The sequence below is a fragment of the Saprospiraceae bacterium genome (assembly GCA_016719615.1).
Lineage (GTDB): Bacteria > Bacteroidota > Bacteroidia > Chitinophagales > Saprospiraceae > Vicinibacter.
Genome location: JADJYQ010000006.1, coordinates 78,570 through 103,903, shown reverse-complemented (window position 1 = coordinate 103,903; position 25,334 = coordinate 78,570). Strand labels below are relative to the sequence as shown.

General features: G+C 38.7%; 18 protein-coding genes. 3 read left to right on the top strand and 15 right to left on the bottom strand.

Annotated features, from left to right (window positions below; translation table 11 throughout):
* Window positions 1-8 precede the first annotated feature (8 nt).
* From IPM92_13090 to IPM92_13040, 11 genes are all read right to left on the bottom strand, one after another.
* Window positions 9-218 (bottom strand): hypothetical protein, encoded by a 210-nt coding sequence (locus IPM92_13090; GenBank protein MBK9109264.1) that lies wholly within the window; start codon window positions 216-218, stop codon window positions 9-11.
* 184 nt (window positions 219-402) lie between these two features.
* The gene (locus IPM92_13085; GenBank protein MBK9109263.1) at window positions 403-1,272 is read right to left on the bottom strand and encodes a hypothetical protein; all 870 of its coding nucleotides are present in this window, start codon (window positions 1,270-1,272) and stop codon (window positions 403-405) included.
* Window positions 1,273-1,283: 11 nt separating this feature from the next.
* Window positions 1,284-3,242 carry a peptidylprolyl isomerase gene (locus IPM92_13080; protein ID MBK9109262.1) on the bottom strand — a complete coding sequence of 653 codons (1,959 nt, stop codon included), beginning with the start codon at window positions 3,240-3,242 and terminating at the stop codon, window positions 1,284-1,286.
* Window positions 3,243-3,413: 171 nt separating this feature from the next.
* Complete coding sequence (locus IPM92_13075) at window positions 3,414-5,867, bottom strand: bifunctional UDP-N-acetylmuramoyl-tripeptide:D-alanyl-D-alanine ligase/alanine racemase (GenBank protein ID MBK9109261.1); 2,454 nt, start codon at window positions 5,865-5,867, stop codon at window positions 3,414-3,416.
* Window positions 5,864-7,177, bottom strand: coding sequence for a phosphoribosylamine--glycine ligase (purD, locus tag IPM92_13070; protein MBK9109260.1), 1,314 nt, complete (start codon window positions 7,175-7,177; stop codon window positions 5,864-5,866). Before purD ends, IPM92_13075 begins: the two co-directional genes overlap by 4 nt.
* A 302-nt stretch (window positions 7,178-7,479) precedes the next feature.
* Window positions 7,480-7,713: a hypothetical protein gene (locus IPM92_13065; GenBank protein MBK9109259.1), complete on the bottom strand. Its 234-nt coding sequence runs from the start codon at window positions 7,711-7,713 to the stop codon at window positions 7,480-7,482.
* 78 nt (window positions 7,714-7,791) lie between these two features.
* A complete protein-coding gene (locus IPM92_13060; protein ID MBK9109258.1) occupies window positions 7,792-8,247 on the bottom strand; it encodes a hypothetical protein in 456 nt (151 codons plus the stop codon).
* Window positions 8,248-8,824: 577 nt separating this feature from the next.
* A complete protein-coding gene (locus IPM92_13055; GenBank protein ID MBK9109257.1) occupies window positions 8,825-10,834 on the bottom strand; it encodes a gliding motility-associated C-terminal domain-containing protein in 2,010 nt (669 codons plus the stop codon).
* A 37-nt stretch (window positions 10,835-10,871) separates the two neighbouring features.
* On the bottom strand, window positions 10,872-12,764 hold the full coding sequence (locus IPM92_13050) for a T9SS type A sorting domain-containing protein (GenBank protein MBK9109256.1): 1,893 nt from the start codon (window positions 12,762-12,764) through the stop codon (window positions 10,872-10,874).
* Between the two features lie 739 nt (window positions 12,765-13,503).
* Window positions 13,504-13,728: a hypothetical protein gene (locus IPM92_13045; protein ID MBK9109255.1), complete on the bottom strand. Its 225-nt coding sequence runs from the start codon at window positions 13,726-13,728 to the stop codon at window positions 13,504-13,506.
* The gene (locus tag IPM92_13040) at window positions 13,704-14,264 is read right to left on the bottom strand and encodes a helix-turn-helix domain-containing protein (GenBank protein ID MBK9109254.1); all 561 of its coding nucleotides are present in this window, start codon (window positions 14,262-14,264) and stop codon (window positions 13,704-13,706) included. Before IPM92_13040 ends, IPM92_13045 begins: the two co-directional genes overlap by 25 nt.
* 120 nt (window positions 14,265-14,384) lie before the next feature.
* Between IPM92_13040 and dinB the strand changes: the two genes are divergently transcribed.
* Entirely contained in the window at window positions 14,385-15,533 is a 1,149-nt protein-coding gene (gene dinB / locus IPM92_13035) for a DNA polymerase IV (protein MBK9109253.1), read from the top strand.
* Window positions 15,534-16,444: 911 nt separating this feature from the next.
* Here the strand turns inward: dinB and IPM92_13030 are convergent.
* The 3 genes from IPM92_13030 to IPM92_13020 form a co-directional block, all read right to left on the bottom strand.
* The gene (locus IPM92_13030; GenBank protein MBK9109252.1) at window positions 16,445-17,461 is read right to left on the bottom strand and encodes a zinc-binding dehydrogenase; all 1,017 of its coding nucleotides are present in this window, start codon (window positions 17,459-17,461) and stop codon (window positions 16,445-16,447) included.
* Window positions 17,462-17,537: 76 nt separating this feature from the next.
* The gene (locus tag IPM92_13025) at window positions 17,538-17,822 is read right to left on the bottom strand and encodes an osmoprotectant transporter permease (protein MBK9109251.1); all 285 of its coding nucleotides are present in this window, start codon (window positions 17,820-17,822) and stop codon (window positions 17,538-17,540) included.
* A gap of 265 nt (window positions 17,823-18,087) precedes the next feature.
* Window positions 18,088-18,930 (bottom strand): hypothetical protein, encoded by an 843-nt coding sequence (locus tag IPM92_13020; GenBank protein ID MBK9109250.1) that lies wholly within the window; start codon window positions 18,928-18,930, stop codon window positions 18,088-18,090.
* 434 nt (window positions 18,931-19,364) lie between these two features.
* Between IPM92_13020 and IPM92_13015 the strand changes: the two genes are divergently transcribed.
* Window positions 19,365-20,120, top strand: coding sequence for a transporter (locus tag IPM92_13015; GenBank protein MBK9109249.1), 756 nt, complete (start codon window positions 19,365-19,367; stop codon window positions 20,118-20,120).
* A gap of 493 nt (window positions 20,121-20,613) precedes the next feature.
* On the opposite strand, the gene IPM92_13010 is transcribed toward IPM92_13015, so the two are convergent.
* Window positions 20,614-21,660 carry a fatty acid desaturase gene (locus IPM92_13010; protein ID MBK9109248.1) on the bottom strand — a complete coding sequence of 349 codons (1,047 nt, stop codon included), beginning with the start codon at window positions 21,658-21,660 and terminating at the stop codon, window positions 20,614-20,616.
* Between the two features lie 243 nt (window positions 21,661-21,903).
* Between IPM92_13010 and IPM92_13005 the strand changes: the two genes are divergently transcribed.
* A complete protein-coding gene (locus tag IPM92_13005) occupies window positions 21,904-24,507 on the top strand; it encodes a T9SS type A sorting domain-containing protein (GenBank protein ID MBK9109247.1) in 2,604 nt (867 codons plus the stop codon).
* Window positions 24,508-25,334 lie beyond the last annotated feature (827 nt).

Sequence of the window (25,334 nt, the reverse complement as noted above, 5' to 3'; positions counted from 1 at the left end):
TTGATTTTTTAATTCTTCACGGAAACGTTCTCTGGTTTCGAAACGGATTGCCCATAGTGTTCTCTGAATTTATCGTAGTCATTGTTAAAGTAGGCGAGAATATTTTCAATTCTTGCATTCAATTGTTGTTCTACTTCTTCATCCTTGATTTCAATACTATCCACTTTAGCACGATTGACCAAATATTTTGAATGATCAGATTTTCCAAAATACCACATTCATTATTGCGATTCATAAAATTATTCTGGCGCGATTTAATGAATTGAATTTGTTCCTGCCAATCAGAATAAAGAATAATCTCAGAACCAACTTTCGCGATAATTCTATCGATGGTTTGAGCAAAAGAAAATAGAGAGCTGAAAGCTATCAATATGGTCAATGCATATTTCATTATCGAGTATTTCATTTGTTCAAGATTTGAATCCTTTTTTCTTTAAGTTCTTTTTCGTACCGTTCGATCTTATGATTTTCCAGTAATTTTATTTTTCGTTGGTGAAGGATGGCTTTTTTGGCCTGATCTTTCACAAATGAAAGTGGCGGGTCTTCATGAGGCCTGACGACTTCGTAAAAATGAATTTTATAACTATGGCTAAAATCTGCAAAATCTCTACGCAAACCCGGGTTAATATTTTTTTCCTGAAAAAACTTAGCCGGAATCAAAGATTTAATATCAGCCCATTGGTACCATTTGGCGGGGTTTAGGAAACAGATATCGGCATTATTTTGGCAATACATATTTAAGGCCTGTAGAGAATTCTGATTTAGATTTTCCCAAAGCTGATCCAATTTACGAGAGTCACTGACAGGTTTATTCGCTTTGATCATGACAAACCTGAATATGGTGCTCTCTAATTTGTAATTTGATTTATTGCTATTGTAATACCGCAGCAATTCTGCATCTCCAATGGCTGTATCTAATTTTTCTCGAATCAGTTTTTCTTCGTACTTCAAAAGCAATAATTCATCTTTATACTTTTCAGCCAATTGGTTAATTTCATCAAGTTCATTTAATTCAGTACTTGCATCTTTGATCAGAATCTGATCTTTTAACCAACGGTCAATGTAGTTATTGATAAATTGCAAACTGTCTTCTCCCTGAATTTCTTCGGGTATGTTTTCTGCAACTTCTTTAAAACGCAGTTTACGGCCTTCATATTGAACAAGAATCTCATCAGGATTGGATGCATTGGCCGGGGTTCCTTCTTTGCAACTGATCAAAAGTAAAAGCAGGAAAATTCCCGAGTACAATCCTATGGCCTGTTTTTGATTCACTTTGAAGGGCCTTAGCTTTTTATCAGTGCATTAAATACGTCCTGTTGGACTTTGACTTCATATTTTCTTTTCAACTCATCAACCCACATCATTTCAAGGTTATCCTGGTAATCGGCAATAATATATCCTCTTGCTTCGTCCAGTGTTTTATAACCGGCAGGATGTATGGCTTCAATTTTATTAAAATTATAACCCGTATTTTCCTGATTCAATTGAAGTTTGGATGCTTCATTTTTCGAAAAGGACATTCCTTTATAAGAGTCCATACCCTTTTTCTCGACCATTGTTCTTTGATAAGAAATGAACTTTTTATCTTTATCAAATTTATCGAATATCTTTTCTATAGGATTCTTTTTTGCAAAGCTGTAAATCTGGTCCACTAAATCTTTATCAGTGGTATCTACAGATACTGTTAACATCATGGCTCTTTCTTCCCAGCGGTATTTGTCTTTATTTTTTTGATGGAAAGCTTTTAATCCGGTAGTATCTTCTGATGCTCTGTCCCAAACAACAATTTTAGTGGCTTCAAATAATAAAATTCCTTCTCTGTATTCGCGCATTAATGCTTTGAAATCGGGATATTTTTCTTCTAATTTACCTTCTTCAAACTGCAGACATTTTTGATTGGAATATTCTTTGAGCATATTTTTCAATGTGCCCATCACTTCTTTGTTTTCACCTCCTTGCATCCGCAAACGCGTATTGCTTTTTACATATTCAGCAAAATCGAGCAATCCAAAAGATTGATGACTTAAGTTAAAAATGGTTTCATTTTTCAGATCTTCGGGAATTTTCCATTTGTAGGTGTAAAAAAGGGTATCAATGTTGGCCATAAAATAATTCAATGTATTTTCATTTTCCTTATATCCGGCTTCTGATTTTATTTTTTCGATCAAAGATGCTTGCGCAACATTGAATCGTTCATCGCGCTGAATATCGACCTGGATTTTTCTTTTTGCTCTTTCATATGGAAGCTCGTCGTCTTTGCGCAAACGTTTTATAATATGCCAACCTATAGCAGACTCAATAGGTGCTGCAACTTCTCCATCTTGTGTGATGGCGAACGCTGCATCTTCAAAAGCAGGCTCAAATTGATTGATGCCAATGTAACCTATAGATCCTCCTTGTACAGCACTTGCTTTGTCATCGCTGTTTACCCGCGCGAGTTCTTCGAAATTCTGACCTGATTTAATGAGCTTATACAAACTATCAGCTTTGGTCTGTGCAATTATATCCGGATTTCCACGGCTGGATTTTTTAAGGAATATATGTGCGATTTCCATTCTTCTGTAGGCGGGTCTTTGCGCTTCTACTTGTAGTACATGATAACCTAGTCTAGTTCGAATTGGCATAGGGTACACTTGCCCAGGTTGGATAGCATAGGCTGCATTTTCCAAATTATAGAATCCATCGGGAAACATTGATGTGAACCAGCCCAGTCTGCCATTTTTTTGAGCCGAATTGAGGTCATTGCTGTTTTTTGCAGCATCTGCCCATTTCATTCCCGTGTTGATCATGCGAATGGCATTGGCAGCCATGTTGTAAGATTTCACAGTATCCGGACCTGTTGCATTCGGACTCAGGCTAAATAAGATGTGGTTGAGCAACAAATCTTTTCTCTGCCTTTCGTAGACTTCACGTGCCAATTTGTCGGTGACCTCTTTGTCATTTAAATAGCTGGTGGTTAGCTGTTGGCGGTAGCCTTCGAGTTCTTTGATCAATGCTGGTATGGTATCCACCTTCATGTCTCTGGCAGCATGCACCTTAAGTTTGAATTTGGTATAAAGATTCAAATAATCTTCAAGTGATTTTTTACTGTAATCAGCATCTTTTCCATTGTTTTTATTGTAGATGTATTCAAACTCGGAAAGATTGACCGGCTTGCCGGCTACAGTAAATAAGACTGGATCTTGTTGTGAGCCAACCACCCAGGCAAAACAAGCAAAAACTAGTGTTAGTATTAATCTCATATCAAATTGGTTTTTATTAAAACGGTCAAAATTAAGAACTAGAAACGTTCAAATGGCCTATTCTATTGGAAGATTGATGCAATTAACTTCTCATTTGAGCAAATCTGGAGGGCATTTGGTCTAAAATTTAATAAGAAGGAGTCATTCATGTGCAATTTATCATCTAAAGCCTTAATCCTGAAGGAACAAGCGTTTTACTCGTCCGGAGATTCTGGCCAGTATTTCATAAGGAATCGTATCACAAATATGGGCTAATTCTTCCAAAGCTGCGTTTTTGCCAAAAACTTCGACTTCCATACCCTCTGAAACGTGGTCTATCCCGGTCAAATCAACCATGCACATATCCATGCAAACGAGACCAATCAATGGCACTTTATGCCGGTTTACCCATAAATGATAGGCCTTCATTCCTGCCGAACGGGGCAAACCATCTGCATATCCAATACTGAGAACGGCAATTTTTGAATTTTTAGAAAGTAGACCGGATCTGTTATAACTAATCGTTTCGCCGGCGGCATAGGATTTTATCTGGCTTATTCTTGTTTTTAAGGTATGGACTTTTTCTAATTTCATTTGAACATTGGCTTCACTATCAAAGCCATAGAGCCCAATGCCCAGTCTTACCATCGAATAATTCATGTTAGGGTGTCTGGCAATGCCGCCGCTATTTAAAGCATGGATGGCTGGTTGATAGTTTAAAACTTTAATAATTTGAGCTACCATTTTTTCAAAAATCCTGGATTGGAAACTAGTAAAATCATCATAGTGCTGCTGATCACTTGCAGCCAAATGTGTGAATATACTTTTTACCTGAATCTGAGGATGTTTACTGAGCATTTGAATTAATTGTGGAAGGTCTTGCTCCAGAAATCCCAATCGGTGCATACCTGTATCCAATTTGATGTGGATGGGTATAAATGTTGAAGAACCTATTTCTACTAAACATCTTTCCAACTGTTGTATAGAAAATATTTCAGGTTCCAAATGATACTCTAAAAAACTATTAAAATCAGCAGTACCTGTATTCATGACCATTACAGGAAGGTGAATTCCCTTTTGTCGCAACAAAATGCCTTCATCCAAATATGCGACTGCCAGATAATCCACTTTTTTATGCTCCAGCAATCTGGCGATTTCATAATGACCACTTCCGTAGGCCGCTGCTTTTACAATGGCCATAATTTGAGTGCCCGGCTGAAGTAGAGATCTGTATACATCCAGGTTATGGGCAACGGCTTTTAGATCAATCTCTAAAATAGTATCGTGTTTGGATAAACTGAGTTGGTGAAAAAATCGCTCCAGACTGAATTTTCTTGCGCCTTTGATCAGAATGAGTTCATTTTGAAAATGCAAGTCATCAATTTTTGCTAATAATTCTTCTGTTGTCTGAAATGAAAAAAAATGATTCTTTCTTTTCGTATATTCAAGAAGTTCAGCGATATCATGTCCAACAGTTATTACTTTTTGAATGAGGTATTTATCCATTAAATACTCCAATCCTGAAAATAATTCCGAATGATCCCTGTGTTCTGCAAAATCAGTGATGACCAATGTTCTCGGTAGATCCTGATTTTGTTGATCCACAAATTGTAACGCAAGCTGAAGTGATTTTAAATCAAGACTATAACTATCATTAATGAGCAAACAGCCATTGATGCCTTCTTTTTGTTCTAAACGCATGCTTAAATTCTGCAGCTGGTTGATTCTATTTTGTATTTCGCTTTCTGTTAAACCCAACTCAAGTGCTAAGACAATGCAATGCATGATATTTTCTAAGGAGGCATCATCCTGAAAATGAATATTAAACGAAAATGATATTCCCTTGGCTAGTAATTCTAAAACCAAAGCATCTTTATTTTTTTTAAGCTGTACAATTTTATAGGGAGCATCCAATTTTTGAGACCAGCTTATGTTTTGTTTCTGGTTTTTTCTATGATAATCTATACTTTGGTAGTCTTTGCAATAAATGAGTTTTTCGGAATGCTCAAAAAGGATCAATTTTTCTTTGGTCTTTTCATCCATGCCTGAAAATCCCGACTGATGAGCATCTCCAATATTGGTGAAAATCCCGATGTTAGCACAAATCATTTCTGAAAGTCGCTGCATTTCACCTTGTCGGCTGATCCCGGCTTCAAACAAAGCGATATTATGGGAACTATCTAATTCTAAAATGGATAATGCCACACCTAATTGAGAATTATATGATTTCGGGTTTTTGCAAACATTATATTTTCCTTGTAATATCGTGTACAGCCATTCCTTTACTATTGTTTTGCCATTACTTCCCGTGATTCCGACGACAGGGATATCAAATTTTCTCCGATGAAAGCTTGCTAATTTTTGGAGTGCCATCAATACATCCGGAACTTTAAGTAAACAAACATCTTTTGGCAAGTCCGGAACATCCGTAGAAACTACAAAAACACGGACACCTTGTTCGATCAGCTGTGGAATATAATGATGTCCATCTGTACGGGCTCCTTTCAAGGCAAAAAACAAGGTTTTGGCAGGATGAAGTAACGAACGGCTATCGCATTCGGCGTGTTCGACAATCCAATCAGCTAACGAACGTTCGTAAGTTAGACATTCTAAAATCTCTGCCAGTTCCCGTACCTTATAATTCATATATTGAGTTCATCGGAGCGCCTTTTATCCGGATAAACATCCAAACCTATATCTCTCCGGAAATATTTTCCTTCGAATTGAACCTGGTCTGCCAGATGAAGGCTCAAGTTCAGGGCTTCTGTAGGAGATTCATGAAGAGAAGTAATGGCCAATACCCGTCCTCCATTGGATTTCAATATATAATCTTCTGTACGTGTACCTGCGTGAAAGATGTAACTTTCAGCAGCCATTTGGTCTGGAAATTTGATGGTTTTTCCTTTTGGGAAATGACCCGGGTAGCCGCCACTGGCCAACACAACGGTTGCGGCGGTTCTTGGATCTATTTCCAAAGCAAATGAATCTAATTTATGTGCATTCATGGCTAAGAAAAGTGCTAGTAGATCTGATTGGATTCTAGGTAAAATGGCTTCGGTCTCAGGATCTCCCAATCGGCAGTTGTATTCGATCACTTTTGCTTGTTGATCAACGACCATGAGTCCAAAAAATAGAAATCCCTGATATGGAATGCCATCTTCCTGAAGACCTTTGATGCTGGGTTCAATAATTTCTGTGCAGATAGATTTCATCAGCGATGGGCTTGCAAAGGGAACCGGTGATATTGCGCCCATACCTCCTGTGTTCAGTCCGGTATCACCTTCGCCTATGCGCTTATAATCTTTGGCTTCCGGTAGCAAAACATATTGATTGCCATTCGTGAGTACGAATACTGAAAATTCAATTCCATTCATGAATTCTTCGATGACCAGTGTTTCAGATGCAGAACCGAATTTTCCAGACAGCATGGCGATGATTTCTCGTTCTGCTTCCATGTGGTCTTCGCAAATGATCACTCCTTTTCCCGCGGCGAGTCCGGATGCTTTTAGAACGATGGGGGGTACCAATGTGCTGCAAAATTCCATTGCTTCATCGAGTTGATTTTTTTGAAAGATCTTATAAGTTGCAGTAGGTATTCCATGTTTTTGCATAAATGTTTTTGCAAAAGCTTTACTGCTTTCAAGTTGTGCTCCAGCCTGCGTAGGTCCAATTAGAATTGGTTTATATTTTCCCTCCATTTTGGACAAAGCGTCCATGATTCCTGCATCCAAGGGAGCTTCGGGTCCACAGACTACCAGGTCAATATCAAACTCTCGGACTGTATTTACGACGGCATGGATATCCATGATATCACCCGGAATATTTAGTGCGACCGACATGGTTCCGGGATTGCCTGGCATGACAAAAAGTTGTCCTAATAAGTCGCTTTGTAATATTTTTAAAGCCAGTGCATGTTCACGGGCGCCGGATCCCAGGATCAGTACATTTTTTTTCATAAGTGAAATCAATTTGCGAAAGTAGCTAATATTGGAAGCATGACAAAAGTTGGTGATAATTGGTCTTTTAAACTTTATAAAGAATTACTAAGTATATGACAATAATTTAACATAAACCGTCAGAGCCTGTTATTTCATTGAGTTCAATGCATTTTTAAGTGTCTCAAACCAAGCCTAAAAATGCTTATATTCCTATTTTCAAGCACCAATATTTCAGCTTAGTTCATTGTAGACTGTATCTTATCTCCAAATTTAACAACCCAAACATAAGCGATACTTATCATTGTCAATACATTATTTAATCAGTCATATTTGGTCACATGAGTTGACTCCAAATCAAATCCTGAACTTTTCATATTTCGGAACATATTTTCTATTTGCCATTGCTGCCTATATTCTTGTAGTGGGTTTTCATCATTTACATATGAAACAACTATACAATTATCTACATTGTTAAATTTATTTCTTTTCTTCGTGCCAGCTATAAACAATGGTACATTTAACACTTTTATTTTGATGGAATAATTTTGATCCATTCAATGGTAATTTTCTAAATAGAGATCTAATTTTCTGCATTATGTATCTCTTTTGTATCAGAAAATTATTCAGAACTCTTATGAAGAATGGAATTTCCTTTTTATTAATTCCATAAACCAGTCCTCACCTATAAACTCCCTATCTGCTAGCAGCCCAGCTATTTTTATTTTGGGAAATGCATTTTTAAACTTGTTTAGTAATTCCATTTTTTCATCCAAATTTGAATTGCCTCTTTTGTCCATTGGTTTCCAAAATAATGGAATCCCTTTTCCGTTCCAACTAAGTACCAACATCAAAATATTTAAATTCGTTTCACCCAGTTTCCAATTCGTTCTATCTATAATTAAATATACATCATCTTCCACTTTGTACACTTGGTGAACAAACTTTGCGATTTGATTCTGATCAAATTTGACTTCAGAGACAAACCGTTGCAATTTCTTGTTTATGCTCAGCAATTTTGTACTTATGTCAATAACTTCACACAAGAGCCATAGACATATCGTTTGGGTTTTAATAATGGCGTTTATCATTAAGGCCATTTTTTTGAGTCTGCTAAAATTCACATTTTCGAGTTCAACTTTAATATTCTCAGGATGGCATTAACTTTACATTCAGTTGCCATATCTTGTGGAATTCTTGTAAAATATTGATTATCAACCGCATATATGGCAATTTTTTCATATATCAAAAACTGTCATATGCTAAGAAAGAATTATTTTATTCCCAACCTTAACCTGCAAAGAAAAGATCGAAATTTGGCTGGGTTTATCATTCAATCATTCTTAGAATGAATATTAAATGAGTGTAGTAAGTCTGAGAAATATTTAGAAATAAAAATCTATCTTGATAATTGGTTTTTTCTTAATTAAATGTGCCCATAGGCGATTATAACCGAAATAAGCATTTAATAAATAAATTTGGATTACAAGCCATTATGATGAAAAGTAAAAGGATATCGTATTTAATTCTTGTTTACATCAACAGTTTATCCAACCATAAAGATAATTTTTAGTGATCTTTTTTTAAATGATTGGAGATTTCGATAGTGAATCTCATCTTCTTAAAACAGCTAAACAATTAAAAACAGGAAAACGCCTCGATTCACCTTTAACGAATCAAATGTAAAGTACCGTTCTTCATCGTTTTTACACCCGAAGTGACGGCAAAAACGAGTTGGTAAATATAAGTGCCCGGGTTGACCGGTTGATTATTTACAAAACCGTTCCAACTTTTGGTGTAGTCATTTGCAGAAAAATCCTTTTGAAAAAAGACCAGATTTCCCCACCGATCGAAAATATCCAGAGAATGAATATGAATGTCGTATTTGCCTTTGATGGTAAACAGATCATTGATCTGGTCACCGTTGGGAGAAAAGGCATCCGGTATCCAAATATCATTTTGATCAACAGATAAGGCAAAGAATATAGAATCCTGAAATACACAATCATCATCCGTTTGGACATTAACTCTGATTAAAACATCCTGATTCATTTCAAACTCAAATTCTCTGGTGTCTATGGCGACAAGTTGGCCATTTTGAAACCATTGAATAGATTGAATATTTTGATATGTTGAATTCAAATTAATTTTTTGGATGGTATGTCCTTCAGCAATGGTATTAGACCCTAATTCAATCAAGGGATTTTCATAATAATTCAATTGAAGTTGTGCAGTGTCCGTGGGACAATGATCAACTCGTTGATACAAGTAGTGAAATGTACCTGATGGAGTCTTTGAAGTATTGATGAAACCATTGTTCAAATCGTTTTCCATCCAGATCCCGTTTATTGATTGTTGAAAATGCAAAGCAGATAAATCAAACATACCATTTTGTGGACACAACCAGATGCTGGTGTCTTGAAGTTTATTCTGAAATTGGGGGATGGTTATCCGGGAATTGGCTGTATCCTCAAACCATGGAATAAAAACAGTTGTTCGCAATGTACGTTCGCCAGGGCTGGGATTGTTCAGATCATTTTTGTAACGAATACCTCCCAGAATTTTTTTGATTTCTTGTCCTGATATTTTAAGTGTCGAATAAATTTTTAAATCAGCAGACCGGTTACCGATAACAATAGCACCCGGAGGAAGGTAGGCGGCCCAAATATACTCATTGATGGAATCCACATTTCCACTCAAAATCTCTACATGTATGGAGTCGAGTGAACCATCGCTGTGATAATCCCAATCCAGGTCATGGATTTCTTGTTCGATTCGCGGACATGTATAGGCTATCCGGCAATTTCGCACGCTGTCTGTTGAGTTGTTTAGATCGAAGTCAAACTGAAAATCGCATTCTCTCAGATAATCGTAACCACGGTATCCTTCATTGTTTTGAAATTCGAAATGCATAGGTATGGTACAAGCGGGTACCAGCTTCTTTTGATTAAAATCAATTTTATAAAATCGGGTGAGCGAATCGTTGTTGGTGAAAGAACTCAACATCAGGTTTAATTGATCGCAGGATTCGTAGGCTTTGAATAAACAAAGATAAGGACTAATGTGTTTAGGGCTGTAATCTTTTACCCAAAGCGTGGAATCTACCGTAAACAGAACTTTGGCTTTTTCAGGTTCGTAGGGATTCATCTGGATCATTCTATAATGTCTGTAGGGTTGAAGAATTTCTTCAAACCCCAATAATTTATTTCCAACAGCCAGAATACTGCGCAGACCCTTGTTGACATTGCCCAATATCGTAAAACGGCCTGTTGTATAGTCATATTCCATCAGGTAGGATAAAGTTGAATCATCCCAGGTTCGCATGACGATGTATATAAGTGATCTGGAATCTACACAAACAGAGACAGCTCTTTCATTGATTCTGCCAATATCTGAATATTTATGTTTTTTTATGGGTGTATAAACCACAGGGATGGAATCGTTAAAAAATCCGCCATCCCATTCAGAAGCCCTGTATAACCTGCCGTCTGGAAATTTTATGATATTGATTGTTGCGCCAGGCAGAGCTTTTGCCAAGGGTATTCTTTGAACAATGCTGCAATTTGAATACTCAGCAATTCCAAAACCATACTGCCATGAAAAATAATACATTTGTTGTGCATCACCCAATTCAGGAGCAAGGATAACAATTAAAACAAGTTGCATTAATTTTTTCATAGCAGTGGTTTTAGAATTGCAGTGTATTCATTCGGGTTTAGAATTTAATCCACTTTTGTACCCGTTTGTTTGAACGATCTTCCAAAGAAATAAAATACATTCCGGATTTCAGCTCGTGTACCGGTATCAGCAAAACATCTTTTTTGATGTCCTTAAGTTGAAGCACCGGGGTCCCTTCCACATTTCTGATGATAAGATCTGCTTGTTGTAATCCGGCCTCTTTGAGAGAGATTACCAATTCATGACGCCCTGGATTTGGATATACAAAGGAACCGTCTTTCTTTAAACCAAAACTACCGATTTCTTTGATCAGTTTTACAGGACCAGAATCGGAAGTGCTGGGATACCAGTTATTCCTGATCTGACTCACAGGACTAACATTTAATGTAAAATTGTTGGTCGAATCTTCGGCAATAATGTAAAAAAGTAAGGTATCTTCAGGCACTTCGACCGATTCAACCGTGTCAATCATCCACATCAGATCCAGATCAGACCCATTTCCGCTGATCTGGTAATCTCCCCGGATATCTCCAAAATCCAAAAACCAGTTGCTCAATCCGATAAGCGATGAAGAAGGATCATGTATGCTGATAGACAAAAGCGTCAGATCTGTCTCCAACTTACAATAAACCGGGATTTTGTAATTTCCGGTAATACCGTACGCCTGGGGGTTTCCCAGTGCCAGTGTCAGGGTGTCGTAATTGGATCTGATTTCAATGTTGTTGTTCTGAATGGTCTGACAATCGTCACAACTTCCATCTACATCACCAACTTTATAGGCATAAAAATCAATGTCTGACAGGGCTGTAGTAGATACTAAATCAACATAGTCCGTTTCGCGAAGCAGTTCAGGATTATGACTTTGCCCATAACTATCTGTAGTTTCGTATCTCCAGGATTGACTGAATAAAGGGCAATATTCTTCTGTAGATGCTCCAAGAATAGCTTTGCGGATACAAGCGATATCTGCTGCCGTGATGTATAAATTATTGTTGGCATCGGCAGCAAGTTTTTCCCATCGTGTATTAAAGGTCTGCAAGCCCAGGATATGTCTTTGAATGCGAACGATATCAGCTGTGCTTACCCCGCACAATTCTTCTCCGATACCTATGCCGTATAAACTTATGTTGTGGCTGTCATCGTAGGCAGCCGGAAAACACCAGTCGCCCTCAAAATTGGCAACCGATTCCAAATCGATATCGGGATCCGGTTCCGTCAGCGTGATGCTTACCCCAACCAAAGGCATCCCATCCGGACAATGCACATTTGGATCGTTGGGTTGTCTTAAAATTTTTCCACTGATGTTGTAATTTCCGGAAACCGGATTGACATACAAAGGATAGTCGCCCCAGGTACCATAGATTTCAAATTCATCCCGTATCCAGGTGCTTGAAGTAGCATGGTAATCAAAGGTGACGGTTGGCTCCACCATGTCTTCAAATTCCAACAGACCGGTACCTTCCACATACATGTAGATGGTACAAAGATCGTAAACCACACCCTCTACAAATACCATGTCGCCATCGCAGCAAGATCCGTTTGGATTGTCTCCTGATAAAAGCAATTCTTCTTCATTGGATCCCGGATTGCTCACGTCTATCCAGGACTGCGCTTTGAGAATAGAATGAAAACTTGCTTTGGTGGTTGCCGGATCAATCCGGATGATGTTGCCGGAATTGGGTTCCGGATAACAATGAATGTGAATATTCATGCCGGCAACATAGACGTTTTCGCCGTTGGTGCCAGGTTGGTCTCCAGTAAATCGAATTCTCAGTTTAACCATGGCCATATCGCAGGACAGATTTTCCAATTCGTAAAACTGAATTTCAAATCTTGGGTCAGAATACTGGGCCTTGATATGTTGAGTGAATGCGAGAAACATCAGAAAAAAAATGTATTTATTTACAAATTTAAAAATAAGGGTTTTCATAAAAATACGATTTAAAAAGTGAAAAAAAATTTCATCATATCATGAGATCTCTAGTGTTTTCCAAATGAATGGAAAATATTCTTTCATTATCAGAAGAAGCGGGAATGATCCTGGCAAATAGTTTTGCTGATGAATGCAATTCTGGCCGGTGCGATTCAAAAGGCCGCAAACCGGTATGATTAGTTAAAGCATAACAATTGCAATAGGTGTTCATAACACCACTCCCGATTCATTGACAAAAAGTATTAATAAGTAACAGTGGCAAGCTGAAAAAAACCAGTTGACAAACTGTAGTGCTTTGGAGCTGATTTTTTGGTTACAGGGTTAAAGGGTGCTTATGAACAATCATACACTCTCAATAGGTCTTTCAAAAAATCAGCTAAAATAGCCAGGTGGTATTGTATTTTTTGTTTCCATATATTGGATAAATTTAAAATGAAAAAAATCAGTCGAGCCAATCAAATTATAATTGAACAGATCCACCCATAAAAATAAAAATAACCAAGCAATTTTCAAAATATTTTGATATATTTTTTCCTATAATATGTAAGAATATTATAAGCAATGAAATTTTTTTTTGAGATCAATGTAATAGAAGGTGCATTTAAGAATTTCTGCATCAATTGTCATTTGATTATTTACAATTGTTCATTTCAGATAAACGACCATATATAGCTTGGTTCATGCACAACGGACTTCCATTACGGAATACATTATCTCCAAATTCTTATAAACCGCCTCACGATTTCCCGATATAATGTTTATGTAAGGCGTTGACTTTTTGATGGATGTCGTCTAGACGGTCTCTCATCAGGTTTTCATGGATCTGCGAAGGTTCGCGAAAAGAAATATGAGCCTGATATTCCCACAATTCCTTTACTTCTTCCAAAGGAAGCTGAAAGCTGGCATAGAGTTGATTATCAGAAATGCAAATCAGCTCTAAACCGCTTTTATCCTTTTGCAATCTTTGTATACCACACCTTCCCGATTGGATACGATGATGTAACAGGCATTATTTTTTACTTCTTGTAATCGTTCTACATATTTGCAAATGACGATGCTTCCGGATTCCATGGGTAGCATGGAGTCGCCTTCAATTTCAAAGGCCCGAAGATGCCCTTGTAAGGATGGGAGTTGAAAACGCGGAAGATCGCTGATGAATTCGGGATCCTGGAAACTATCCATATACCCTGCTGCGGCTTTGGTTCGTACGAGTTCGATATTGGCTTTTTCCTTAGCATCCACAGAAATGGCCAATATTTTGAGTTGATTGGAACGCTGGTCTTCCCAAGCGATATTTTTGAGCCTTTGGCTGATCAGGTTTTCGATATTGATGGCATAGACCCGAGCTATTTTGGAAAGCGTTTCAATATTGGGTTCCGTGTGCCCTCGTTCGTAATCGCCCAAAGTGGTTCTTGGAATGCCGATTTTATCGGCGGCTTCAGCCTGAGAATAACGCTTCTCCTGCCTTATAAATCTTAGATTTTCTGCCAGATACATATTTATAGCCTATTTACAGAATACAAAAGTACAAAATACTTGTTGAAAAACTCGTCTTAAATTTTTATTCAGCATATATTTGACGATAAATTCGTCATTGAGATCAAAATGAGTAATGCGATGTACCACCGTGCGATTTTACATATGGATCTAGACGCATTTTTTGTGTCGGTTGAGTGCGTTAAAAACAGTCAGCTTAAGGGCCGTCCGCTGATTGTGGGCGGTTATAGCAACAGAGGGGTGGTGGCGGCTTGCAGTTATGAAGCCAGGGCCTTTGGGGTGCATTCTGCCATGCCCATGAAAATGGCATTGCGACTGTGCCCGCAGGCTACGGTGATCCGCGGCGACATGGATTCCTATACGAAGTATTCGGCAATGGTAACGGAGATCATTGCAGAGCAGGCCCCGGTCTTTGAAAAGGCCTCGATCGACGAGTTTTACCTGGACCTCACGGGGATGGACCGCTATTTCGGATGTATGAAATGGTCTACGGAGTTGCGTTGCAAACTGATGCGGGAGGCGGGCTTGCCCATATCATTTGGTTTGTCAGTCAATAAACTGGTATCCAAGATCGGCACGAATGAGTCCAAGCCCAATGGCATGCTTCAGATCGATGCGGGTACGGAACGCGAATTTTTATCGCCCCTAAGCACTTCCAAGATTCCCGGTATCGGAACGCAGACCTACAAGCGTCTGAGTTTTATGGGGGTGCGGTATATACATACCCTGCGCGACATCCCTGTGCCTTTGCTGCAGCGCGAGTTTGGCAACGAGTCCGGAAAAAGTTTGTCGGAGCACGCCAATGCCATCGACGAATCTCCGGTCGTGGCCTATCACGAACAAAAGTCTATTTCGAAGGAAACGACTTTTGAAAAAGATACCTTGGATATCCGCCGCATCAAGATCCTGCTGCTCGATATGTGCGAAAAGCTGGCTTTTGAATTGCGCCAAAGCGGCCGCGTATGTTGTTGTGTAACTGTAAAGATCCGGTATGCCGATTTCAATACCTACTCCAAACAAAGACGCATTGCTTATACAGCTCACGACGACTCGCTGCGAAGAGTTTGTTATGAACTTTTCGACAGCTTGAACGAAAAGCGGCAGTTGATCCGACTCGTTGGATTGAAGTTCAGCGGACTGGTACAAGGGCATTACCAGATCAGCTTGTTTGAGGATACCGAAGAACAGATCTCGCTGATGCGACAGCTGGATCACATTCGCCGGCGCTGGGGTGCGGGTTCCGTGATGCGGGCAGCGACGTTGAAGTAGGTTGGAAGGCTAAAGCGGAAAGCCTTAAGGATCATGTGTTGGGATTTTTCCCGCGGATCGCGCAGATTTAAAGGAAAAATTTGTCTGCGAATATCTGCAGGGACCAGAGTCTGCGTGATTTGCGGGAACCCATCGAATCATCATTTGAACCCCGAACATCAAAAATGAAAAAAGACAAACCATAACTAACATTTGTTAGTTACTGGCACTATGATAACACGAATCTCCGGACTATCGGACAGACCCCCTCTCCTTCATTCGTCCTCTTGCGTACCTACGGCACGCGGTTTACGTTTTTGCAATATTCTACCGATATTTTGTCCCTACGGGACATGAACAAGGGTCAAGAGTTATTGGTCAATAGTCATCCCGACATGAAGTAGCCTTTTATTGACAATAACTTAATGATGTCGGGATCTTTTAGCAAAATTCTTTTAAAGAATCAGGATTAGAAAAATAATTAATAAATAGCTGTAATTTATTGAACTAACATACGTTAGTTCGCGTTGATGACTAACAGACTAACAGACTAACAGACAACGACACAGCCAAGCCTAAAGCCTAAAGCCAAGCCAAAGCCCAGCCAAAGCCAAAGCAGCCTAAAGCCACGCCTAAAGCTATCTTTAACAAGTAAAGTTCGGAAAAATAAATTAAAAATAGTTGAAATTTATTGAACTAACATTCGTTAGGGCGTGTTTTTTTCTAACAGACTAACAGACTAACAGACTAACAGACTAACAGACTAACAGACTAACAGACTAACAGACTAACAGACTAACAGACTAACAGACTAACAGACTAACAGACTAACAGACTAACAGACTAACAGACTAACAGACTAACAGACTAACAGACTAACAGACTATTCCTCCAAGCAGTCAAATAGTCAAGCAGACTTCTCCCTTCCTCAACTACCAAACAATACACACCTTGCCGCTGCTTTTTCTGTTTTCGAGAAATGCATGCGCTTCGGCAATATCCGCTGCCGGAAAACGATGCGGTGTCTCCGGTTTAAAAATACCTGACACCGTGAGTTGAATGACTTCACTTAACATCTGGCTGATAAACTCAGGTTTGTGATCAGCCATTTCGAGCATGTTGATACCCAGTATGGATTTAGAAGGCATCATCAGCATCACCGGATGATACAAACCGAAGGATAAGAATTGAAAAATTTTGGAGAAAAGATTTCCTGAACTCAGAACCGAAGCTCCATGTAAAACGAGGCGGCCACCTGTAGCAAGACTTTTAAAACTTTTGCGGGCATTCGAGCCACCAATTCCATCAAAGACAACATCAAGGCCTTTTTGATTTGTCAAACGTGCTACATCTTTCGCAAAATCAGATGTATAGTAGTTGATGGGATGATGTACGCCCATGTTTTTCAACATTGTGATTTTTTCTTCTGATCCGGCTGTTGCAAAAACAATACATTTTTTAAACAAGGCATATTGGATCAATGCACGTCCAAGTCCACCGGCACCGGCATGAATCAATACCTTATCTCCTTCTTGCAATTGGGTTAATTTGGCTGCTGCATAATATGCAGTGAGGTATTGTACAGCCAATGCAACTGCATCGTGCGGGTCTATATGTTCGGGAATTTTAGCAACCCCAGATGCAGGAGTGCAAATGTATTCTGCATAACCACTGAATTTGCAAAGTGCAACAACCACATCACCGGGTTTAAAATTTTTGACTTCAGCACCAACAGCAGTTATGGTACCACAAGCATCAAAACCAATGACCGCCGGAAGTTTGGGCGCGCCATCATATAAATTTTTGCGGACCATGATATCGGCAAAATTCAATCCGGAACAAATGGTTTTGATCACCACATCAGAATGGCGAGGAACGGGAATGGCTTCTTCTCTGAATTCAAAGGAACGAGAAGCAGCAGCATGACGAACGAGGTAAATGGCTTTCATGTTATGTAATACAATTCTGTTTAAGAAACCATAAGAGAATTACCAAAGGAGGAATCATCAAAACCATTAAGGAAGCTTAATTCCATCGTGGTCTGGCAATAAGTATAAACAGTAGAAAAAGCAGGTATAAAAAACCGGGAATGGCAAGTAGATAAAGTAATCTTTTGGCAAACACCAATTTTTCATGTGTATATAACCAATAACTACCGCCCAATATAATGGCGAGTACGGCTAATAAGCCCAGCCATAATTTGATGTTGAAGGAACTTACAGATCCATCCGAAAGTCCGACGATAAAAAAATACACCGCTACTAAAGCGATCAGGGCATCAAAGATCCAAAGTATCCAAAAGAAGTTCATGAGACAAGGATACGAAAAAATTTAAATAAATAAGAGAAACTAGAACGTATTTAGCGGCATAACGAATTACCGAACATCTCAAAAAACACAATTTTTGGGTATTGATCAACTTACAAATAAAGAAAATTAACTTTAGCAGCTAGAATAAAACAAACAACAAAATCAATCTTAATAGCTGTATTAGCTAAAAGAAATAAACATCGTTTTAATTATATGGACTCTATTAATTTTATGTCAAGTGAATTTTCAGGGAAATAATAAATTCCTAATACTGATACACCACCCCAAACGACAAATACGCAGCAGCATACAAATTTCTATATTTGCTCAACAGTTCACTACCAGTAAGATAAGTCACGGAGACGCCCCAGTTTTTCAGAGGTTTGTAAAACAACTCTGCACTCATCAATGTATAAGTTGTTCCGTCATTTCTGAGAACTTCTGTTGGGGAAGCTAAATCAGGGTCTTCACTGAATTGTCCTCTGATTTTTGCATTGAGCCATAGATTCGACAAGGCCTGATAACCTACTTCAAGACCAATTTGGTAGGCATTGCGCAGTTCATAGTCTTCAAATTCAGTTCTGTAGTTAAAGGCTGCAAACGCCGAACAATACATTTTTCCGAATGATTTTGAAGCTGCTATTGTGGTCCACACATTCCATTCTCCATCGCCTAAGGGTAAGTTCCTGGATGAATTTGTGGAATCTAAAAAATTAGCATAGGCATTTTTTTTGCCCAGCGGAAATTCAGGCGCGATGCTTATGGAAACCGGGAATCGATTGTCCGTGAACCTGTATTTGAGTTCGAGCCTGGGGTCGCCAATACCACTTACTTTTTCTGTATTCTCAAAACTATAAGATTTTAGCAGCGGAAAATGGAGTTGCAGGTTCCAACGATCCGACAAACCATACGAAGCAAAGAGATTGAATATCGTTTGTTTGAAGTCATGCACCCGAAAACCATCACTGCTATTATCGTAATAAGTGTCGGCTTTTAGAGCAGAATAATCTGCCTTGAGATACAATCCGCTTTTTTGAAGCGTCCAGCCGCTTTGTGCTTTCATACTTATAGAAACGAGAATCAAAAGAAATACTAGAATACGAGTCATGAGTTTAATGTTTATGCAAATATTGTAAAAGTTTGGGAGATTTCGTAGGTATAGTCTAAAGGGAAAAGGCTAAAGGGGTAAAGTGGAAAGTAGGGTTTGGTTTAAAACAATGGTGTCCAACTAACATAAGTTAGTTATAATCTGGTATTTCTTTTCCCTTTTCCCTTTTGCCTTTACACCTATACTCCATTCTGTAAATTCTGTTTCAGACAATGAGGAAGTTGGCAGTGATCAGTTGGCAGTTTTAAAAAGTCTAAAGACTAAAGGCAAAGGCGATTCACACACTTCCATTCACACTCATGCCATTCTGAAAATTCTTTAATTCTGAAAATTCTGCTTCAGACAAAAAGGAAAAAGAATCCCCCTTCCTTTCGACCCTTTTCCCTTTCTCCTTCTTACGTATTCTCCCTATCTTCATCCCAGAATCAAATCAAATGTTTAAAAATAATTTTATCATAAGTTTGTGTCTGCTTTTAGGTCTCAATGTATACGCTCAGGAGATCGTAACGGACAGGCCCGACCAAACCGAGAGTGCGCTCTGTCTTTACACTTCGCAATTGCAGGTGGAATCCGGGATTTCCTGGAATTTTCAGGATGGTGATGGTTTTTCCAGCAATAGCCTGGTGGTCCCGGGCACTTTGTTTAGATATGGATTGGGTGGGCCCCTGGAGTTAAGGGTATTTCAGCAGTTGGTCAGGGAAACAAATGGAACAAACGCGCTATTGGGTGTGGCAGATTTGGAGGTTGGTCTCAAATTTCGCTTGAAAGATGCAGCTAATAGTTCATTAAAAATGGCCTTTTTAACGCATTTGATATTTCCAAGTGGGACCGAATTTCTAAGTAATAAAAAATACGGCAGTTTAAATAAGTTTTGTATCAGTCATGATGTCTCCGAAAACACCAGCCTCGGTTATAATGTAGGTTATAATTACTATGGTCAAGGTAAAGGCGATCTCAGTTATTCTCTTTCATATGGCATTGGAATTTCAGATCGAACAGCTATGTATGTAGAAGCTTTCGGAACTGTGGAAGAAATGGAGGAGTTTATCACCAACTTTGATGCAGGTATGACCTATCTGCTGAAGCCCAATTTTCAATTGGATTTTTCATGGGGAACCGGAATACAAAGAAAGATGAATTATGTTTCGGTAGGTGTGAGTTGGAAAACGGGGGGAAGAGGCGGCATGTAGGCTTTTAGGTATATAGGCATTTAGGCTGTTAGGAAGAAGTCTGAAAGTCTGGGAAAAGGCATTTAGGAGTGTAGGCATGTAGTAGAAATTCTGGGAGGTGGAACGCAAGCTGTTAGCTTAGGAGGAATGGATAATATTAACTCTTGACTTTTGTTTTGCTTGTCCCGTAGGGACAAAATATTGGTAAAAAGGTGCACAAAGCTCCACAGTGTGCCGTAGGTACGCAAGAGGATGAACGGAAGAGTGGAAGATTCGGTTGAGAGTCTGAAGATTTGTGTTTTCAACGCACATTGAACTAACATTTGTTAGTCCTGTTTAAATAAATCGTCTTTTGATGATCGGGGTTCTCATAATGATCCAATGGTTTCCCGCAGATCTCGCAGATTGTACACAGAAAATTTTGCTTGCGTATATCAACTGGAAAAATTCAACGCATGATCCATAAGGCTTCAAGCTTTCGGCTTTTAGCTTTTTCCTTTTAAAGGAAATAAATCTAAGCGGTAATCATCCCCAAACGTTCCAACCTATAAAACTCTCTGAAGGTGATCATGCGCTGTTGCTGTTCGTCCCACAATTTATGGCTTGCCAGTTTGAGACTTTCCCAAAAATTGATTTCCGTAGTGTATTTATGAAACCATGGAATCGCGTCAACGCATTTTTTGAGATTGTAATTAGGGATCGCAGGATTCAAATGGTGTATGTGGTGAAATGCAATATTTCCGGTAAACCAATGCATGATCTTAGGTAATTTGTAATAACTGCTGCCTTTGATAGCAGCATACATGAATTCCCATTTATCTTTCCAATGTTTATAACCGTGCTCATGTTGATGTTGTACGTAAAAAAACCAAATAGCGATAATTGCAAAAGCGCACAAAATAGAAACCTGTAGTAAAACAACTTTCTTCCAATCCAAAACCAGACATAGGCCAACAATTAATACAATATAAAGAATATTATTTAAAAGCAAACCTGGTTTGAGTTTTTTGAATTCTGCAATATTGATCAGCGGAAGTCTGTTATGGATAAACACATAATAAATGGGACCCAGAAAAAACATGACAAGTGTAGAACGATACAATCTGTATTTAAATCTTCCCCATCTACCCAATGCTGCGTATTCTTTGACGGTCAAAGTATCAATGTCGCCAATATCTCTCACTTCCAATCTGCCATTATTCATATGGTGAAAATGATGAGACTTGGCCCAATAAAAATAGGGGATTGAACTCGCCAGGCTGCAACAATAACCAATGATTTTTCGAACGGTAGCATTGGCAACAAAACTCTGATGCCCACAATCGTGCTGAATGATAAATATTCTTACCAAAAAAAGTGCATTGAGTAAACAAAGCAGGAGAGCCAACCATAAATAGGAATCCCACAATTGATATATCGCAACCCAAAGTATTAAAAAGGGCCCGAAGGAATTGATGATTTGGATAATGGCTTTTTTATTGTCAGTGACCTGGTAAGCTTTGATCGATTTTAAAGCCAGCTTGACTTTAGCCGTAAAATCCTGAATTTCTTGTTGCTGCATGTCTTTTGAAATGGTTGCAAAGATAAGCCGCTGCCTAAGGATTTGGCGAACTTATTTGCTATTTATTTGATTTAAAGTGTTTTAGAGTACTTTATATATAAAAGGAAAAATGATGTTTAAAAGTTTCATTTTGAAGGATAAAAATTGATTTAGCGAAAATTGTAGACAGAATCTAGCTTGTTCAATGCTTTATAAAGGTCTAATTATTCGAGATTTAGTAATTTCACGGATCAATTTTAAATTATGTTAAAATTTACGTCTGCAATTCTGGCCATTTTCCTTTCGTTTACCATTATAGCTCAAAACTATAGCCTCAAAGCTTCTGTTTTGCTGTCCGTTGAAACCTCCACCAATCCTCCTGCTATTACTCTTAAATGGCAGAATGAGGCTGATGCGACCTCCTACACTGTGTTCAGAAAATTGAAAGGAGCTTCTTCCTGGGGTGCCGCAAAAGCTACTTTGCCTAAAGATTCTACCAGATATACGGACCTTACAGTTGAAGTTGATAAAGCTTATGAGTACCGGGTCAACAGAAGTGCTACGTCCATTCCGGGTTCTGGCTATGTGTATGCGTCCATTGGCTTACCTGCACAAGAATGGAATGGAAGTATTCTGCTTTTGATCGACAGTACCGTTAATAAACAACTCACCACTAAAATATCCACCTTAAAAGAAGATCTGGCGAATGAGGGTTGGTACGTTTTAACTTATGTGCCAATGTCCAAAGAATCCGTTTCGGACATACGCAACAAAATTGCCAATTTTAAAACTATACACAGAGACCTTCGCTCTGTTTTTATTCTCGGGCATGTAAAAGTTCCCTATTCAGGAAATTTTAACCCCGATGCACATCCGGATCATCAGGGTGCCTGGCCTTCAGATACCTATTATGCAGATGTCGATGGTTTTTGGACCGATATTTCTGTGGATAACAATGCAGCTTCGCGAACGGCTAATAGAAACATACCCGGAGATGGAAAATTTGATCAAAGCAGCATTCCGTCTGATGTGGAACTCGAAGTAGGCAGAGTTGACTTTTTTGATATGCCGGCATTAAATAAGTCCGAAATGAATTTGATTGGCAATTATCTCGATAAAAATCATTTATGGAGAACCGGACAAATTCAAGCAGAGAAACGAGGCATCGTTCTCGATAATTTTAATTTTATGAACGAAGCTTTTGGACAAAGCGGAATGAAAAATTTTTCAAGTTTTTTTGGCCCTTCAAATGTCCAATACGCAAGTTACAGAGATAGTCTGCTTAAAAAATCGTATCTATGTTCTTATGGATCCGGAGGGGGAAGCTACACAAGTGCCGGAGGCATTTCCAACACAGGGATGATGGCAACCGACAGCCTGCAATCCATTTTCACTTTCATTTTTGGCAGTTATTTCGGCGATTGGGATAGTCCTAATAATTTTTTGAGGTCAGCTTTAGCTAGCGGAACTGTTTTGACCAATGCATGGTCAGGCAGGCCTTTGTGGACTCTGCACCACATGGCATTGGGTGAAACGATCGGATATTCAACCCGCATCAGTACAAATAACAGTTCAACTTACACAGCCGGATTTAGTGCTCGCGGCACGCATATTGCACTCATGGGTGATCCAACGCTCCGACTTCATCCCTGGAACAGCTCAGGCCAATTACAACTTGTTGAGTCCGGACCCAATATTGATTTGCGCTGGAATACAAATACCCAGGCTAATGATGGGTATACTATTTATAGACGAATTGAAGGAAATACTCAGTTTGATGTCATTGCGCGCAATGTGAAGGATACCACTTACAGGGATGCTTGCCTGCTTCCCGGATTCAGATACGAATATATGGTCAGAGGTGTAAAAATGGAGACCTCTGCAAGTGGAAATTACTACAATCTTTCAACAGGCATCAGAGACACGCTCACTAAAGTTTTAACCATCACCCCAACAGCTGATTTTAGTTTTACAAAAGATTATGAATTCGTGCACTTAAAATCAGAATCTAAAAACACCAACAATGTAAGATGGATCATTGGAAAAGACACCCTAACCGGCAATGAATTGGATGTTGTGCTGGATTGTACGTCTAATAATGCTTTAATTTGTTTGATCGCAGAAGGGGCATGCGATATGGATCAGATCTGTAAAACCATCAATTACGATTGCAGTATCCCAAAGGTTTCTAAAATCAATATTGATACCATTCGTTGCAATGGTTTAAAGGGAGGTATCGAAATTGTAGATCTGACCGGCGCCGACCCATTCAGATTTAAATGGAATACGGGAGACAGCTTGCCGCAATTGAGCAACATCAACGCAGGTACTTACAAACTCACCATCACTTCGTCTCGCAACACAGACGCTGAATATACTTTTGATTTGGTAGAACCGGCACCCATATCAGCCAGCTACAATTTAAGACCAGCCAGCCCCGGCAAAAATGACGGCGGCATTGAGAATTTGAATATTGCCGGTGGAACACCACCCTATCAATTTCAAATATCCGGAGGAAGTATCGATTCACTTGCAGCAGGAAATTATATATTATCTATTCAAGATAAAAACGGATGTACACGCCAGATATCTGTGCGAATAGATGTCAGAACTTCCGTGAATAATGAACTTGATGGACTCATGTATTCTATATTCCCATCTCCAGTATTAAACTTATTTACACTTAAAGGAAATGGAACCGGAAATCTTAAATTCATTGAACTATTTGATCAGGGTGGCAGAAATTTAAATACCTATTCCGGTAGTATGTATCAATTCGAAGTAAGATCACTAGTGCCGGGATTATATTATTTAAAACTAACATCTGTTAGTGGCAATAGCCTGATTTTGAAATTTGAGAAGATGTAAGGAGACCATTGACAGGATTACAGGAATATTGGATGAAGAGATATACAGCGATTTGTAATTGTAGATTGCGTTAAATATCAAAAGTTGTCGTCCGGATTATCATTAGGAAATATTCTTTGAATTCTGCTTCAGACAGAGAGGAAGTTGGCAGGTTTAAAAAATCTTAAGACTTAAGACTAAAGGCTGAAGGCCAAAGGTCAAAGGTCAAAGGCGATTCACACACGTGCATTCACACTCATGCCTTTCTGAAAATTCTTTAATTTTGAAAATTCTGCTTCAGACAAAAAGGAAAAAGATCCCTCCTTCCCTTCGACCCTTTAGCCTTTACACCTATACTCCATTCTGAAAATTCTGCTTCAGACAGGAGGAAAGTTCGCAGTTTTCAGTTGACAGTTGGCATGTGGAAAAAGTCCAAAGTCTAAAGGCAAAAGGAAGAAGTGAATATGCAGAAAATATTTTTAATTGTATTCAGTTCATTCTGAAAATTCTATAATCCTGAAAATTCTGCTTCAGACAGAGAGGAAGTTGGCAATGATCAGTTGGCAGTTGTAAAAAGTCTTAAGACTAAAGGCTGAAGGCCAAAGGCGATTCACACACTTGCATTCACACTCATGCCATTCTGAAAATTCTTTAATCCTGAAAATTCTGTTTCAAACAAAAAGGAAAAAGAATCCCCCTGCCTTTCGACTTTAACCTTCGGCCTTTTCCCTTAAGTCTTTTACCCTCAAACAAATATTTTCACAGAATCAGGCTTTTATCCATTTTTAAAAACTAACATACGTTCGTATGTTCTTCGATATATTGTTAATTAACTAATACAATTCAAA